This is a genomic window from Actinoplanes sp. M2I2 (assembly GCF_023544445.1).
Classification (GTDB): domain Bacteria; phylum Actinomycetota; class Actinomycetes; order Mycobacteriales; family Micromonosporaceae; genus Actinoplanes.
In genome coordinates this window covers 630797-646376 of the sequence record NZ_JALPVJ010000005.1, presented here as the reverse complement: position 1 = coordinate 646376, position 15580 = coordinate 630797, and the positions used below count along the sequence as shown (strand labels likewise).

Below are 15580 nucleotides of genomic sequence, written 5' to 3'. Positions count from 1 at the left end.
ACAGCGCCCGGAGGGGACCGTCACCCGGTGCTGGTCACCGTCAGCGCCGCGTCCCGGAGGACCTCTGCCCCCTGCTTGAGCCGTTCCGAGTAGTACGGCCGGTTCCAGTTCGACCACCGGACCTGCCCGGTCGCCTGGTCGGTGCCGGAGGCGGTGAACGACACCGTCACGCCCGGGCTGACCTGGGTGGTGAGCTTGCCGCCGCGCGGCACCCCCACGCGCCGGGCCGACGGGTCGGCGAACCCGAGCATCGCCCACGGCACCCGCAGGCTCAGGTCGTCGCCGTCGAGCCGCCAGAGCGCCCGGCTGTCCACCTCGTCGCCCTCCGGCTGGTCGCCGTCGAGGCCGGGCCAGGTGCCGTGCCGCAGCTGACCGGCGTTCTGCAGCTCGACCGGCGACCTCGCGCCCGTGCCCGGCCGGGTGAGGGCCCGCCGGACGACCAGTTCGTAGGGCTTCCAGCCCGGCGGAGCGGGACCCCGCTGGGCCGCCGGGACCTGAAAGTCCAGCTTCATCGGATCCAGCTGGTCACGGAGGTACGCCTGCCCGGTGCGGCCGACCAGATTGAGCGCGAGGACCGCGTCGGGCCGCCGGTCGGCGCTGCCGGGCATCGGTGTGCCGGTCACGGCGGGCAGGACGTCGAAGGAGGCCATCATGGTGCCCGGAGCCGAGTCGGCCAGCCGCACCGTCAGGTGCAGGTACTCCTCGTCGACCCGGGCCGTGACCTCCCGCGCCGGCCACGCGTCGGTGTCCAGCAGCCGCTGGTCGCCCGTGTCGCCCGCGCCGTCGGCATCCATCGCCAGCAACCCGAAGTGCTGCTCGTTGGTGAGCGGGTCGTGCCAGAGGTGGCGGCGGGCCGGGTCCTGCTGCCCGGCGGTGTTCCAGGTGTAGCGGTACCACTCGTCGGCCCAGCTGAAGACGAAACCGCCGCCCAGCCCCTGGTCGCGGATCATCCGTAGCAGCTCGGCGTTGATCCGCATCGCGCCCTGCTCGCTGTGGTCGCCCTGCGAGCGGCCCAGCGGCGCGTTGTGCGCCGACCCGATCGACGACGGCACCCCGAACTCGGTGATCAGCGTCGGCATCGTGGCGTGGTGCCGGCGCAGGTCGGCCAGGTAGCCGGCGTACGGGTCCGCGCGTCCCTCGTACTCGTAGCCGACCAGGTCCGGCTCGTGCCGCAGGAAGTCCGGGTAGAACGGGTACGCGTGGTAGCTCGCGAACGTGCCGGCCGGCCAGTTCGCGGTGGGCAGCACGTGGTTGGCGTCGATCCCGAGCAGGTCCTCCTGCGGCAGCGGTTCCCCCGGGTGACGCAACGGGTCGGTCGTCGGCCAGTTGACGAAGGCGATCGGCTGGCTCACCTGGTACCGGGCGACGTACCCGGCCAGGTCGTTCATGCGGGCGGCCAGCCAGCGCTCGGTCGGCGTCGACTTGGGAGTGTTCCGGAAGTAGCGGCCCAGGAACCGCGGCGCCGAGGCGTTGCGCCGGTCCGAGGCGGCGGCCGCGCCGGGGTCGATCTCCCGGCCGATGAGCCAGCCGGCCAGCCACGGGGTGACGTCGGTGGTCCACGCGCCGCCGACCTGTCCGAAGGAAGCCGTACGGGTGAGGTCGCCGGCCACCGCCTGCGCGGCGGCCCGCAGCTCGGACTTGAACGCGGCCGTGAAGGGCTTGTCGAACAGGTTGCGCTTGCGGACGTACGTCTCGTCGGGCAGCCGGACACCTTGCACGAGATAGAGCGGGCGCTCGGGGTTCGCCTGGTTCCAGGCGGCGAGCTGGTCGTAGAACGCGGGCGGGTGGATCTCGTAGATCCGCACCACGCGCAGGCCGAGCCAGCTCATCGCCGCGAACCAGGCCCGGTACTGCGCCGCCGAGATCGCGCCCTCGCCGGGCAGGTGGCCGGGCGTGGTGTCGCCGAGGTCGACGCCGGGCAGGAATGTCCGGTCGCCCCCGGCGGTGAACAGCCGGAACTCCTGCCCGTCGGCGCCGGCCACCATGCGCAGGCCGTCACCCGTCCGGGGCGCCGGCGCCCACGAGGTGCCCATCGGCGGGGAGGGGATCTCCCGCATCCCCGCGATCAAAAAGGCCGGCGAGGTCAGCGCGGGCGCCGCCGTGCCGCCGGCCAGCAAGAGGCACAGGCCGAGTACGAAGACGCCGGTCACGGTCGCCCTGAATCGCCCGAACCGTGGACGGGCAGGCGCGGTCACGAGATGGCTCGGAAAGTCCCCCACGCAGGCATTGTCCGACGGCTGAGTTGCCGTATGAGGGGTTTTGTCGCGAAGCTTGGATCATTGGAACACTCGCCGTCGGGCCATTGTTGTGCCAGCGTTGGAGGGACCACCGCGGTGGTCAGTGGGCGGCGCGAGCGTGAGGAGCGTGCACGTGGATCTTCTCGAGGAGTACCGCAGAGCCACTTTCTTCTTCGAGTCCGGGGATCCGCTCGGGGCCGCCCGCCTGCTCGAGCCGATAGTCGAGGCCGAACCGCAGAACACCGCCGTGCGTCAGTTGCTGGCCCGCGCCTACTTCAACTCGGCCCAGCTCAACCGGGCCGAGGAGCAGCTCCGCAGCCTGATCGAGCACGACCCGTCGGATCACTACGCCCACCACGTGCTCGGCCGCACGCTCGAGCGGGCCGGCCGTTTCCGCGAGGCCCTGCCGCACCTGCGGCTGGCCGCCGCGATGAATCGGCACAGCGACTACGAGGAAGCCGTCCACCGGGTCGAGGAATGGCTCGGTAAATCCGAGAACGCGACGCCCTAAGGTTGAGATGTGAAGCTGAAGCTGGATCTGCACGACATCTTCAACAAGGGCAGCGACATCGACCGTGCGCTGCGCGGGATCATCGACGAGGCCGTGCAGAAGAAGGCGAGCACGGTCGAGATCATCCCGGGCAAGGGCAGCGGCGCCCTGAAGAAGAAGGTGCTGCGCTTCCTGGACCAGAAAGAGATCAAGCAGCTCTATCACCGGGTCGAGAAGGACGGCGACAACTGGGGCCGGCTCTTCGTGCACTTCCGCCACAACGAGTCCACCGGCCGCCGCGGACGCGGCCGCTAATAGGTGTAGGTCTTGGCCACGGCCAGCATCTCGCTCGTGTGGGAGCCGACGATGCCGACGCCGGTGGGGCGGGGCTGGAAGCCGGGCAGATCGCCGAGCCCGTCACTGGCGTCCATCGCCCGGAACCGGATCGGGCCGGCCGTCCGCACGGTCAGCGTGACCTCGATGCCGTCGGCCGGCGGGGCATGGAAGGCGAAACCGAAATCCGGGGTGTGGACCGGCACCGGCCGTCCCTCGACCGTCGCCGAGACGACCGCGGTGTCGCCCGGCAGGTGCAGGGTGGCCAGCCGGACCGGACGCTGGGGCCGGAGCCGTAGCTCGAGCGTGCGAAGGTCGCCCGATCGGGTGTCGGACTCGACCGTGAGCTGGGGCGCCGGCAGATCGGCGGCCTGAGCCGGGCCGGTGAGCACCGGCTCGGGGCCGAAGGCGGGCAGGGTGTCGTCGACGCGGTGCAGGTCGCCCGAGACATATCGGCTGGTCCACTGTTGCGCCTCGGGTTCTTCGCTGATCCAGCGGGCCGTGCCGGTGTCGGCGTCCATCGCGTACATCAGCTGGGTCAGGGCGGGGCGGCCGGCGTCGAACCGGTCGGTCATCAGCCCGGCCCCGGCACAGACCAGCACCGCGAGCACGGCGGCCAGCGTGGGCAGCGCGCCGAGCCGGCGGCCGGGCGGCGCCCCGGCGCCGCGGTGGCCGCCCGCGACCGGGTGGATCAGGTCGATCACCGGCAGCAGGGCCAGGCCGAGAAGCACGGCGAGGAAGGCCCCGGCCGCGCCCAGCCCCAGGCCCAGGGCCGGGAAGAGCATCACGATCGTGGGCGCCAGGACCAGCGTCGCCACCGCGCCGCCGAGGGCCACCGCCAGCACCGGGACCCAGCCGCGGGTCGCCACCGCGACGAGCCCCGCGAGCGCGCCGGCCAGCGCGGGCAGCGCCGTGAGATACGAGCCGCCGGGCACGAACGCGGCGAGCACCACGCCGAGCACGGCCAGCCAGCCCAGCCCGGCGACGGTCAGGGCGGCCGGGCCCAGGCGGCGGCGCAGCAGCGCGAACCAGCCGAACACCACGGCCAGGGCCAGCAGGACCACAGCCAGCCGGTAGAGCCCCGGACGGTACGGGTCGATCGGCATCGCCGCGTACTCCGGCCGCATCATCGTGAGCAGGAACCAAAGCGCCTGAGCCAGCACCGGGGCGAGCACGATCGGCACCACGGCCAGCGCGCCCGCGACGAGGGTCCGGCGCACGGTGATCAGGCCGCGCCGCCGGGCCAGCCAGGCCAGGGCGCCGACCGCGATCACCGCCAGGACCGCGATCGGCCAGTTGAGCGAGCCGGGGTAGCGCACCAGCAGGCCGGGAGCGGGGAAGTAGGTCGCGTCCTGCCCGCCGGTCACCCTGAGCGCGGCGAGGTCACGGCCACCCAGCTCGCGGACGACGGCGAGGGTGTTGTCCCCGTGGTGCTGGAGGCTGTCGCGGTCCATCGCGGCCGGAACGTCGGTCGGGCCGTGATAGACCGCCGCCCCGTCGATGTACGCCGCGTTGAGCCCCGCGAAGCCCGCCTTGCGGAACGCGGTGAAGTCGGTGTCGTTGCTGAGGATCCGGTAGATCTCGACGGCGAACGACGTGCCGACCGGCTTGACCGCGTGGCTGTAGGCCTCGACCAGCCGGCCGTTGCCCTCGGAGGTCTCGAACATGATCGCCGGACCGCTGCTGCCGCGCGCCTCGAGGTTGAGCACCACGCCGCCGTCGCGGGCCAGCGGGTGCTGGTCGACGAACGCCTTGGCCCCGCACAGGCAGGCCTCCTCGCCGTCGGTGAGCACCAGCACCACGTCGTTGCGTGGGCGCGGGCCGGCGAGCAGGGCCCGGGCCGTCTCGAGGACCGCCGACGTGCCCGCCGCGTCGTCGTTGCCACCCGGGCCGACCTGCACCGAGTCGTAGTGGGCGACCAGGAAGAGGCGGCCGGTGGAGCTGGTGCCGGGGATCGTGGCGACGACGTTGCGGACCCGGGCCAGGCTCGTGCCGCCCGCGCTGGCCGACAGCCCGGCGCCCTCGATCGACACCGTGTCCTGCACCTCGGGCGTCAGGCCCAGGCCCCGCAGGGTGGTGAGCAGCTGCTCGCGGACCTGGTCCTGCGCCGGGCTGCCGACCGGGTGGGGCCGGGTGGCGATCGCCTCGACCTGCTGGAACGCGCGCTCGGCGCTGAACTGCGAGGCCGGGATCGACGCCGGGCGCGCGGCCGGCGGCCGCACCGACCACAGCCCGGCCAGCCCGGCCAAGGCCAGCACCACGACGGCGAGGACGGCGGCCGGGGCCCGGCGAGCCGGGTCGGTGATCGCGGGAGCGCGCATGGGTGACATCTAAGCGGTTGGGTACGACACCGGGTAGTGGGAAGATCGTTTACGGCGTGGCCTAGCGTTGTCGGGGTGAGCACGCCCATCGACCCCGCCGCCGTCGTGGCCGCGTTCATCGACGCCGTCGCCCCCTACGACCCGCGGCCCGACGCCGGCCCGGTCGCGTTGATCGGCGTGCGCACCGCCCTCGGCGAGGGCACCTTCGCGGTCAGCGACCATGTGATCCGGGCCATGTGCCGGGCGCTGGCCGCCTACCGTGACCCGGAGGACAGGGGCACCTGCGTCGACTGCGGCAGCCGGCACCTCGACGAGAATCTGCACTGCCGGGAGTGCGGACGGCTGCACGGCATCCTCGGCGAGGTGATCGCCCAGCACGCCCGCCGGGTGGCCGCCGAGGAAGCCCCGTGAGATCGGGACGGTGTTGTGCGCTCGCCCCCGGTGGTGAACTATCAGCGGGTCAGAACCGGGTAGGAGGACGAGTGGGGGAACGGCATGACTGAGCGATCGGTCGCGCCGCGGGCCCGCGCCGCCTCCCCGGTGACTCAGGAGCGCCTGCGTGTCCTGCTGGTCGAGGACGACGAGGGCGACGCCTTCCTGGTCCGCGAGCTGCTGCACGAGGCCGAGGCGCCGTTCGACCTGCGGGTGGCGACCAGCCTGCGCGAGGCCCGCGGCCTGCTGCGCGGCATCCACTGCGTCCTGCTCGACCTCGGCCTGCCCGACGCCGAGGGCATCGACGGGCTCCGCAAGCTGCTCGCGGTGGCCGGCAGCGCCGCGGTCTGCGTGCTCACCGGTCGCTCGGACGAGCACCTGGGCGTCGCCGCGGTCGCCGAGGGAGCCCAGGACTACCTGGTCAAGGGCCAGGTCGACGGCGTCCTGCTGACCCGCTCGCTGCGCTACGCCGTCGAGCGCAAGCGCGCCGACGAGAACGCCCAGCGGCTGCGCGAGATCGAGCTGCGCCAGGCCGAGTCGGCCCGGCTCGAACGCGGTCTGCTGCCCCAGCCGCTGATGTCCACCGATCAGGTGGCGGTGCACACGTTCTATCGCTCGGGCCGGGCCATGGGCCTGCTCGGCGGCGATTTCTTCGACGTCGTCCAGGTCGGCCCCGACAAGCTGCACGTGATCGTGGGCGACGTCTGCGGCCACGGCGTCGACGAGGCCGCGCTGGGCGTCGAGCTCCGGGTCGCCTGGCGGGCGCTGGTGCTGGCCGGCGTGCCCGACGACCGGATCCTCGGCTCCCTCGAGCAGGTGCTGATGAGTGAGCGCCGGGCCCGTGAGGTCTTCGCGACCGTCGCCTCGGTGGTGCTCGACCTGGCCGGCGGCAAGGCCGTCTTCCGGCTGGCCGGCCATCCCGCCCCGGTGCTGTTGAGCGGCGGGCAGGTCAGGCCGATCGAGGCGCGCAGGGGCATCGTCCTCGGCGTCCGCCCGAAGCCCACACCCGCGACCGAGGTGGAGTTCTCCGGCGATGACTGGTCCCTGCTGATGTACACGGACGGCCTGATCGAGGGGCACACCGGCGTCGGCAACGAGCGGCTCGACGTGAGCGGCCTGTGCGGGCTGCTGGACGAGCCGGCCGCCCGCTCGGTGCCGCTCCCGGCATTGCCGGCCTGGCTGGTCGGCCGGGCCGAGCAGTCCAACGGCGGCCCGCTCGCCGACGACGTGGCCATGCTGCTCATCTCGTCCGGGAGCGGCCGGTGAGCGCGTTCTCGCTCCGCACCTGGACCCTGCGGCGGCGGATCGTCGCCCTCTGCATCACGGTCGGCGTGCTGCTCAGCGCGCTCGGCGTGTTCGCCGCGATCACCGCCGCCCAGAACAACCGCCAGCTCGACGACGTGCTCAACCGGGCCAGCCCGATGCGGGCCGCGGGCGAGTCGCTCAACACGGCGTACGTCGACCAGGAGACCGGCATCCGCGGCTTCGCCATCACCGGCGACGAGGCCAACCTGCGGCCCTTCACCCAGGGGCTGGCCGACGAGCAGCGGCTGGTCGCCCGCATCCAGGAGCTCCTGCGCCCCGAGGACGCCGACATCCGGGCCGAGCTCACCGCGGTTCAGCAGCGCGCCGACGTGTGGCAGCGCGAGGTCGCCGAGCCGGTGATCGCGCTGATCCGGGCGGACGGCACCCAGGCCGGGCAGGACAGGCTCCGGCAGACCTCGACCGAGCAGTTCGACGCCCTGCGGGCGGCCATCTCCCGGATGCAGGACGACATCCAGGTGCTCCGGACGCGCTCGGCCGATGCCGCCAAGCAGAGCAGCCGCACCATGGTGGCGATCCAGGTCTCCGCCGCCGCGATCATCATCCTGGCCGGATCGGCCCTGTTGCTGCTGCTCGACCGCATGGTCAGCCGTCCGGTGACCGAGCTGGCCGGGCAGGTTCGCGAGGTTGCCGACGGCGACTACGACCGGCGCATCTCGAGCACCGGCTCACCCGAGCTGGCCAGCCTGGCCGAGGATGTCGACGGCATGCGGCAGAAGATCGCGGCCGAGCTCACCGAGGTGCGCGAGGCCCGCAGCCAGATCGAGTGGGTCAACGACCAGCTCAAGGTGCAGGCCGAGGAGCTGACCAGGTCCAACCGCGATCTCGAGCAGTTCGCCTACGTCGCCTCGCACGACCTGCAGGAACCGCTGCGCAAGGTGGCCAGCTTCTGCCAGCTGCTGCAGCGCCGCTACGCCGGTCAGCTCGACGAGCGCGCCGACCAGTACATCGGCTTCGCCGTCGACGGCGCCCAGCGCATGCAGCGGCTGATCAACGACCTGCTGGCCTTCTCCCGCATCGGCCGGCTCACCGCCGGCTTCACCGACGTCGAGCTCGACCGGGTGCTCACCGAGGTCCGGTCGCAGCTCGAGGCCCGCGCGGGCGACGACGCCGAGATCAGCTGGTCCGGGCTGCCGGTCGTCGAGGGCGAGGAGCCGCTGCTGACGACGCTCTTCGTCAACCTGATCGGCAACTCGCTGAAGTTCCGGCGGCCCGACGTGCCGCCCGTGATCCGGGTGAGCGCCGAGCGCGACGGCGCCGAGTGGCGGATCAACGTGCGCGACAACGGCATCGGCATCGAGGCCGAGTTCGCCGACAAGGTTTTCGTGATCTTCCAGCGGCTGCACGCCCGGGACGCGTACGAGGGCACCGGCATCGGCCTGGCCATCGTCAAGAAGATCGTCGAATATCATGGTGGGCGGATCTGGCTGGACCTCGAGGTCGAGGAAGGCACGTCGATCTGGTTCACCCTTCCGGCGCCGCCCGGTTCCTCCGACGAGGAGGCCCCGGCGCCGGCACAGGAGACGAGGAAAGAGGTCACCGCATGACGGGTCCCATCCGGGCCGACGGCACACCCATCGAGGTGCTGCTGGTCGAGGACGACCCGGGCGACGTGCTGATGACCCAGGAGGCGTTCGAGGAGCACAAGGTCCGCAACCGGCTCAACGTCGTCTCCGACGGGGCCGAGGCGCTGGCCTACCTGCGGCGCGAGGGCGAGTACGCCAACTCGGTGCGTCCCGACCTGATCCTGCTCGACCTCAACCTGCCCCGGCGGGACGGCCGCGAGGTGCTGGCCGAGATCAAGAAGGACGACGACCTGGGCCGCATCCCGGTGGTCGTGCTCACCACCTCGGCCGCCGACGAGGACATCCTGCGCAGCTATCAACTGCACGCGAACGCGTACGTGACCAAGCCCGTCGACTTCGAGCGGTTCATCGCGGTCATCCGGCAGATCGACGAGTTCTTCGTCAGCGTCGTGAAGTTGCCCCCGCGTGCTTGATCAGGTCGGCGAGCTCATCCGCGAGGTGGCGGCCACGGTCGTGCTGCCGCGCTTCCGTCACCTCGCCTCCGACGAGATTCAGCAGAAGGCGCCCGGTGACCTCGTCACCGTGGCCGACAAGGAGTCCGAGGCGGCGCTGACCAAGGGCCTGACGGCACTGCTGCCCGGCTCCCAGGTCGTCGGCGAGGAGTCCGTCGCGGCCGACCCGACCCTGCTCGGGCGGCTCGACGACAGCGGCGCGGTCTGGATCGTCGACCCCGTCGACGGCACCAACAACTTCGCGGCCGGCAAGACGCCGTTCGCGGTGATGGTGGCCCTGCTGCGCGACGGCGAGCCCACCGCCTCCTGGATCCTGGACGTGGTCGGCGACAACCTGACGGTCGCCGAGGCCGGCTCGGGCGCCTACCGCGACGGCGTACGGGTCAAGACCCGCACCGACGATCCCGGGGCGGCCGCCCTGCGCGGCGTCGTCGCGAGTCACTACCTGCCCGCGCCCCTGCGGTCGGTGGCCTCGGCCAACGGGCGAGCCTTCGGCGAGGTCACCAACGGTCACCACTGCGCGGGCTACGAATATCCGGCCGTCGCCATCGACGAGCAGCAGTTCGCGCTCTTCTGGCGGATCCTGCCGTGGGACCACGTGCCCGGCTCGCTGATCATCCGGGAGGCCGGCGGCACGTCGCTGCACCTGGACGGCACGCCCTACCGGCCGACGGACAGCGAGCGGGGCCTGCTGATCGCGGCCAACGACGACATGTGGCACACAGTCCGCGACACGCTGTTCCCCGACACCTCGATCCTGTAGCGCCATGTCGGCGTACCTGGAAAGTCTCTTCGGCCTGAGCGGCCGCACGGCGATGGTGACCGGCGGCAGCTCGGGCATCGGACGGGCCATGGCCGTCGCGCTGGGACGAGCCGGTGCCCGCGTCGTCCTGGTCGCCCGCCGGCCCGAGCCGATGGCCGAGGTGATCGAGGAGCTGCGCGGGTTCGGCGCCGAGGGGCACGCGATCTCGGCCGATCTCGCCGACCGGGCGGCCGTCGCCCGCGTGGTCGAGCAGAGTGCCCGGTACGGGTCTCCGGACGTGCTGGTCAACTCGGCCGCCGTCAATCGCCGTCCGCCGCTGGGCGAGCTCACCGAGGACGACTGGGACGTGACGCTGGCGGCCAACCTGACCGCGCCGTTCCTGCTCGGTCAGGCCTTCGGGCCGCGGATGGCCGGGCGCGGCTGGGGACGGATCATCAACGTCGTCTCGCAACAGGCCTTCCGGGCGTACGGGAACAGCGGCGCCTACGGTGCGTCCAAGGCCGGCCTCGTCGGGCTCACCCGGTCGCAGGCCGAGGCCTGGTCGGCCCACGGCGTCTGCTGCAACGCGATCGCGCCCGGCGTGGTGCACACGCCGCTGACCGAGCCGGTCTTCGCCGACCCCGCGACCGTCGCGAAACACGCCGCCCGCACGATGATCGGCAGAAACGGCGTACCGGCTGATTTCGCCGCGACTGCCGTCTATCTGGCCAGTGACGCCGCTGTCGCCGTGACCGGTCAGACACTCTTCGTCGACGGTGGTTACTCGGCCAGTTGATCGATCTGCCGCTCCCGTACGTATCACGGTAGAGTCTGCCCGCGCTCACGATGGGGAGGTATCCGTGGCGGCGGTTTTCCAGCGCCGGCTGAGCACTGTGCTCGTGTTGTTCCTGGCTTTCTTGATGGTGGCCCCGGCGGCCGCCTATGCCGACCCCGACGAGGGCGACGACAAGACACTCCGGAATGCGCTCGAGTCGGCGGCCAAGGGCCAGGCGACGGCCATCCAGAAGCTGAAGGCTTCCAAGAAGCGGTCGGTGCAGCTGCAGGCGACGGTCAAGCAGGCACAGGCCGGGGCCAAGGCGATGGAGAAGCAGGTCGCCGAGATCGCCACCCGTTCCTACCGTCTCGGCCGGCCCAACACGATGGCCATGCTGCTCGACGCGACCTCGCCCGACATCTTCCTCGACCGCGTCGAACAGCTCGACATGATGGCGCAGCTCGACGCGGCGCTGCTGACGAAGTACCGGGAGACGCTCGACCGGGCCAAGTCGGCCAAGGTCGCGATCGACAAGGAGGTGGGCGAGCAGACCAGGCAGGTCGCCGCGCTCACCAAGAAGAAGAAGGAAGCCGAGCTGGCTCTGGCCAGTGTCGGCGGCGGCCCGGTCGCGGGCGGGTTCGTCTCGGGCAGTTCGCCGCTGGCCAAGCCGGCGCCGCGCAACTCCGACGGCTCCTGGCCCGACGAGGGGTGCACGGTCAAGGACCCGACGAGCTCGGGCTGCCTGACGCCGCGCACGCTGAACGCCTACAAGGAAGCCAAGGCGGACGGGTTCACGCGCTACACGGTCTGCTGGAGCCAGCGAAACTCCGGCGAGCACCCCAAGGGCCAGGCCTGTGACATGTCGTCCAACGCGACGACGTACAAGAACTCGGCGGCCACCGGTGGCGATCGGGCGTACGGGGACCGGCTCGCGGCCTACTTCGTGAAGAACGCGGACCGGCTGGGCGTGATGTACGTGATCTGGTTCCGGCAGATCTGGTTGCCCAACGACGGGTGGCGGAGCTACAGCGGCAGCGGCGGGGCATCGGCCGAGCACACCAACCACGTGCACATCTCCATGCTTTAGCGTCCCGGCCCGCGGCTTCGCCGGCGGACAGCGAACTTCCAGGTTGCGACCGATAGCATCCCGCGGATGGGAAACCCGCCGCGTGCGCTGCCGTCCGGTCTCGCCACCGCCCTGGTCTTCGGGTCCAGCGGGGCCGTGCTCGTCCTCGAGATCGTCGCGCTGCGCCTGGTCGGCCCCTACGTCGGGGTGACGCTCCAGGTGAGCAGCTCGGTCATCGGCATCTCGCTGGCCGCGATCGCGTACGGCACCTGGCTCGGCGGGCGCCTGGCCGACCGGTTCGACCCGCGCTCGCTGCTCGCACCGGCCCTTCTGCTCGGGGCGATCGGCACGGCGGTGACGTTGCCGCTGGTCCGCTTTGGCGGCGAGGTGCTCCGGGGCGGGGCCGCTCCCGCGGTGTTGCTGCTGGCCGCCCTGGCCGTCTTCCTGCCCGCGTTCATCCTGTCGTCGGTCAGTCCGCTGGTGGTGAAGCTGCAGCTCAGCGATCTCAACCGCACCGGTTCGGTGGTCGGCCGGCTGTCCAGCATGGGCACCCTGGGTGCGATCACGGCCACGCTGGCGACCGGCTTCATCTTCGTGGCGGCGGTGCCGTCGAGCTGGATCCTCATCTCGCTGGCGGTCCTGCTGGCCGCGTCCGGCCTCACGCTCGGCTGGTGGCTGCGCAAGACCGGCGCGATCCTGCCGGGCAAGCCGCGCACCCGGGCGGTGCTGGCCTCGGTCGGGCTCGTGGGGGCCGGCCTGGGGGTCGCCTCGCCCAACCCGTGCGACGTCGAGACGGCCTATCACTGCGCCCGGGTCCAGGCCGACGCGGCCGAGCCGGGCGGACGCGAGCTGATCCTCAACTCGGCGCGGCACTCCTATGTCGACCTCGACAACCCCCGCAATCTCGAATTCGCGTACATCCAATGGATCGGCGCCGTGACCGACGTGCTGCCGATGGGCCCGGTGCGGGCGCTGCACCTGGGCGGCGGTGGTTTCACCATGCCCGACTATCTGCGCGAGACCCGCCCCGGCAGCGACCAGCTGGTGATCGAGCTGGACGGCGGCCTGGTCGACCTCGACCGCGACAAGCTGGGCCTGCAAACGGGTCCCGACCTCAGTGTCCGGGTCGGCGATGCCCGGGTGGGCGTGGCCGAGCAGCCGGCCGATTCCTACGACTTCGTGGTCGGCGACGCCTTCGGCCACCTGACCGTCCCGTGGCACCTGGCCACGAAGGAGATGGCCACCGACATCGCGCGGGTCCTGCGCCCCGGCGGCATCTACGTCCAGAACGTGATCGACTACCCGCCCGACCGCTTCATCCGGGCCGAGCTGGCGACGGTGGCCGCCGCCTTCCCGCACGTGGCCGTGATCAGCAGCCGCGAGGCCCTGGCCGGCGAGGTGGGGGCCAACTTCGTCATCATGGCGTCCGAGTCGCCCCTGCCCGAGGCCGACGTGGCCCGCCGGGTCGCCAAGGTCGCCGACCCCGCCATCGTCCTGACCGGCCGCCCCTTGACCGACTTCGTCGCGGGCGCCCGCGTCCTGACCGACGACTACGCCCCGGTCGACCAGCTCTTGGCCGGTTAGGTTCTGTTTCGTAGCTGGGGTGGGGTGGTCACATGGCGAGGGACAGGCCCGGTGCTTTGTGGGTTGTCAGCGGCTTCGGCGGCGGCTCGGGTGAGGCGGGTGGCGCAGTGGGATCGAGGGTGGGAACTCGCTTCTGCGGGGCGCCGTGCCTGCGGGTTGGCGAGGTGTGCTTTTGATCGTTCTTCTCGCTGACGTGGGCGGTATCGGTGCGGGGTGAACGGGCACGGTTGTCGCGCGTCTGGTCGTCAGGCGTCTGATCGTCGCGAATGCGGTCTTCGGGCGTCTGGTTGTCGCGCGTGCGGTCTTCGGGCGTCTGGTTGTCGCGCGTGCGGTCGTCAGGTGCCTGGTCGCCGCGCGTGCGGTCGCCGCGGCTGGCCGGCACGTTGGCCAGCACCTCGGCGCGGCAGTCGACATCGTCCACCGCGAATGTCAGCGGCAACGGGTTGTAGTCGCTGTATTCGCCACGAAGCGTGAAGGACTTGAGTTTGCCGTGACCCTTCGCGGTCACCGTGTGACCCTTCTGCGTGACGGCCTTCGAGGTATTGGTCAACTTCTGGGTGCCCGGATAGGAGAACCGCACCCGCCACGATCCGCGGGCCGGCTCGGCCGTGGTGGCGACCGTCAGGTAGGCCTCGTAGCTCCGCCCCGAGTCACGCCGAAGCTGATAGCGAACCGTGCACCGCGTCTCGCCGCCCGGTCCGGCCGCCACCACCCCGGTTCCCGCTGCCTGCGCTTCCTGCACGTCCGGAGTGTCCTGCCCGGCGGCCCAACTGACTCCCACTGCCGCCATCACAGCCAGGGTCACCAGGGTCGCCTGGGCCCGGTGCCGCCCGCGCAGGAAACCGAGCGCATCCCCGGTGAGCAGCCCGCCGCTCACCCGGCCGCCCTCGAAGAGCCCTCCGCCGAGCGGCCGCGCCCCCCGGAGCCGCAGCGCCGCCCCGATCTTCAGACCGGCGCGCAGGCGAAGCACCCGCACAGCCGGCCGGGGGCCCGGCACCCCGCCCGGCAGACCCAGACAGGCGAGCAGCGACCGGCCCACACCGGGGCGTCGGCGCGGGACCACCGCGGGCGGGGCGGCCGCGGCCCGAACGGCCGCCGGCGCGTCGGCGGCCCGCTCGACGAGCGGCGGGATGATCGCCCGAAGGCCGACCAGGCCGGCCAGTTCCTGGGCCACCTCGGCCGCGCCGGGGCGATCGGCCGGGTTCTTGACCAGGCAGCGGAGGCACAACTCGGCGACGGCCGCCGGAAGCCCGGGGATGGCCGGCAGCGGATCCGGATCGGCGTACAGATGAGCGCGGAGCGCCTCGGCGGTGTTGTCGGCCGGCCAGGGATGGCGGCCACAGAGCGAGCGGTAGAGCAGCAGGCCGAGCGCGTAGACGTCGGTCGCCGCCGCGACCTGCGACCCGCCGAGCCGCTCCGGCGCGAGGTAGGCCGGGGTGCCGAGCAGGCTCCCGTCGGGGGCGGCGTCGCGCTGCCCGACGATGGCCGAGATGCCGAAGTCGACGACCTTGGCGCCGCCGCCGGTGAGCATGACGTTGGCCGGCGTGACGTCGCGGTGCACCACGCCACGCGTATGAGCGGTGGCCAGCGCGGACGCCACTTCGACGGCCACGGTGACGGCCTGGCGCCACGGCAGGGGTCCCTGCCGGGCGATGCGGGCGGAGACCGACTCACCGTCGTTCAGCTCCATCACCACGTACGGGACCGTCAGCCGATCATCGAGCGGTGACTCACCGAAATCGAAGATGCCGGTGATGTGCGGGTGGCAGAGCCGCGCGGCCGCGAGCGCCTCCTGCCGCAGCCGGTCGCGGAACATCTGATCGTCGGCAAGCCGGGGCGACAACACCTTGACCGCGACGGCACGACCGAGGATCTCGTCGTAGCCGCGCCACACCTCGGACATTCCGCCCGTGCCCAGCTTCTCGACGAGCCGGTACCGCCCGGCGATACGAAGCGAGGCAATCCGACCGTTTCGCTCCGTCCGCCCCATGTGCCGATTGTGACCCGAGGGACGGGCCGCCCGATGCCGTCCGCCGAAACCCGTTCCGCTCGTGCCCGAATGCCGGATTCGCCCGGTCGCACAACGGTGTTCATGGCGTTGGCCGCCCGCTAGAGTCGTGCTGATCTGTTTCCTTCCGGATGGAGGGTTCGCATGCAACGCACCTCGGTGACGGTCTTCGCCCCGACGCGAGGACGTGCCGCCGCCTACTGATTGCGGGCGGCGACCGGTTTACCGGCC

13 protein-coding genes are annotated in these 15580 nt (G+C 72.0%); 10 read left to right on the top strand and 3 right to left on the bottom strand.

The features are described from left to right. Nucleotides 1–20: 20 nt before the first annotated feature. On the bottom strand, nucleotides 21–2150 hold the full coding sequence (locus HJC40_RS14050) for a hypothetical protein (protein WP_250001489.1): 2130 nt from the start codon (nucleotides 2148–2150) through the stop codon (nucleotides 21–23). Nucleotides 2151–2370: 220 nt separating this feature from the next. Between HJC40_RS14050 and HJC40_RS14045 the strand changes: the two genes are divergently transcribed. Together HJC40_RS14045 and HJC40_RS14040 are read left to right on the top strand one after the other, a co-directional pair. Beyond that, the gene (locus tag HJC40_RS14045; protein ID WP_250001488.1) at nucleotides 2371–2748 is read left to right on the top strand and encodes a tetratricopeptide repeat protein; all 378 of its coding nucleotides are present in this window, start codon (nucleotides 2371–2373) and stop codon (nucleotides 2746–2748) included. A 9-nt stretch (nucleotides 2749–2757) separates the two neighbouring features. Then, on the top strand, nucleotides 2758–3042 hold the full coding sequence (locus HJC40_RS14040; protein WP_250001487.1) for a Smr/MutS family protein: 285 nt from the start codon (nucleotides 2758–2760) through the stop codon (nucleotides 3040–3042). Here HJC40_RS14040 and HJC40_RS14035 read toward each other — a convergent pair. After that, complete coding sequence (locus HJC40_RS14035; RefSeq protein ID WP_250001486.1) at nucleotides 3039–5381, bottom strand: M28 family peptidase; 2343 nt, start codon at nucleotides 5379–5381, stop codon at nucleotides 3039–3041. The two genes, HJC40_RS14040 and HJC40_RS14035, sit on opposite strands and share 4 nt — an antisense overlap. A 75-nt stretch (nucleotides 5382–5456) precedes the next feature. On the opposite strand from HJC40_RS14035, the gene HJC40_RS14030 reads away from it, so the two are divergent. The 8 genes from HJC40_RS14030 to HJC40_RS13995 all read left to right on the top strand — a co-directional run bounded on the left by HJC40_RS14030 (nucleotide 5457) and on the right by HJC40_RS13995 (nucleotide 13341). Further along, a complete protein-coding gene (locus HJC40_RS14030) occupies nucleotides 5457–5792 on the top strand; it encodes a hypothetical protein (RefSeq protein WP_250001485.1) in 336 nt (111 codons plus the stop codon). Nucleotides 5793–5876: 84 nt separating this feature from the next. After that, nucleotides 5877–7079: a PP2C family protein-serine/threonine phosphatase gene (locus HJC40_RS14025; protein ID WP_250001484.1), complete on the top strand. Its 1203-nt coding sequence runs from the start codon at nucleotides 5877–5879 to the stop codon at nucleotides 7077–7079. Further along, complete coding sequence (locus HJC40_RS14020; protein WP_250001483.1) at nucleotides 7076–8683, top strand: ATP-binding protein; 1608 nt, start codon at nucleotides 7076–7078, stop codon at nucleotides 8681–8683. Before HJC40_RS14025 ends, HJC40_RS14020 begins: the two co-directional genes overlap by 4 nt. After that, entirely contained in the window at nucleotides 8680–9135 is a 456-nt protein-coding gene (locus tag HJC40_RS14015) for a response regulator (RefSeq protein WP_250001482.1), read from the top strand. The genes HJC40_RS14020 and HJC40_RS14015 overlap by 4 nt, the downstream gene beginning before the upstream one ends. Next, nucleotides 9128–9937: an inositol monophosphatase family protein gene (locus tag HJC40_RS14010; protein ID WP_250001481.1), complete on the top strand. Its 810-nt coding sequence runs from the start codon at nucleotides 9128–9130 to the stop codon at nucleotides 9935–9937. The genes HJC40_RS14015 and HJC40_RS14010 overlap by 8 nt, the downstream gene beginning before the upstream one ends. 4 nt (nucleotides 9938–9941) lie before the next feature. Beyond that, complete coding sequence (locus HJC40_RS14005; RefSeq protein WP_250001480.1) at nucleotides 9942–10712, top strand: SDR family NAD(P)-dependent oxidoreductase; 771 nt, start codon at nucleotides 9942–9944, stop codon at nucleotides 10710–10712. A gap of 64 nt (nucleotides 10713–10776) precedes the next feature. After that, the gene (locus HJC40_RS14000; protein ID WP_250001479.1) at nucleotides 10777–11778 is read left to right on the top strand and encodes a hypothetical protein; all 1002 of its coding nucleotides are present in this window, start codon (nucleotides 10777–10779) and stop codon (nucleotides 11776–11778) included. A 66-nt stretch (nucleotides 11779–11844) separates the two neighbouring features. Further along, complete coding sequence (locus tag HJC40_RS13995) at nucleotides 11845–13341, top strand: fused MFS/spermidine synthase (protein ID WP_250001478.1); 1497 nt, start codon at nucleotides 11845–11847, stop codon at nucleotides 13339–13341. 28 nt (nucleotides 13342–13369) lie between these two features. Here HJC40_RS13995 and HJC40_RS13990 read toward each other — a convergent pair whose 3' ends face one another. Further along, nucleotides 13370–15331 carry a serine/threonine-protein kinase gene (locus HJC40_RS13990; protein ID WP_250001477.1) on the bottom strand — a complete coding sequence of 654 codons (1962 nt, stop codon included), beginning with the start codon at nucleotides 15329–15331 and terminating at the stop codon, nucleotides 13370–13372. Nucleotides 15332–15580 lie beyond the last annotated feature (249 nt).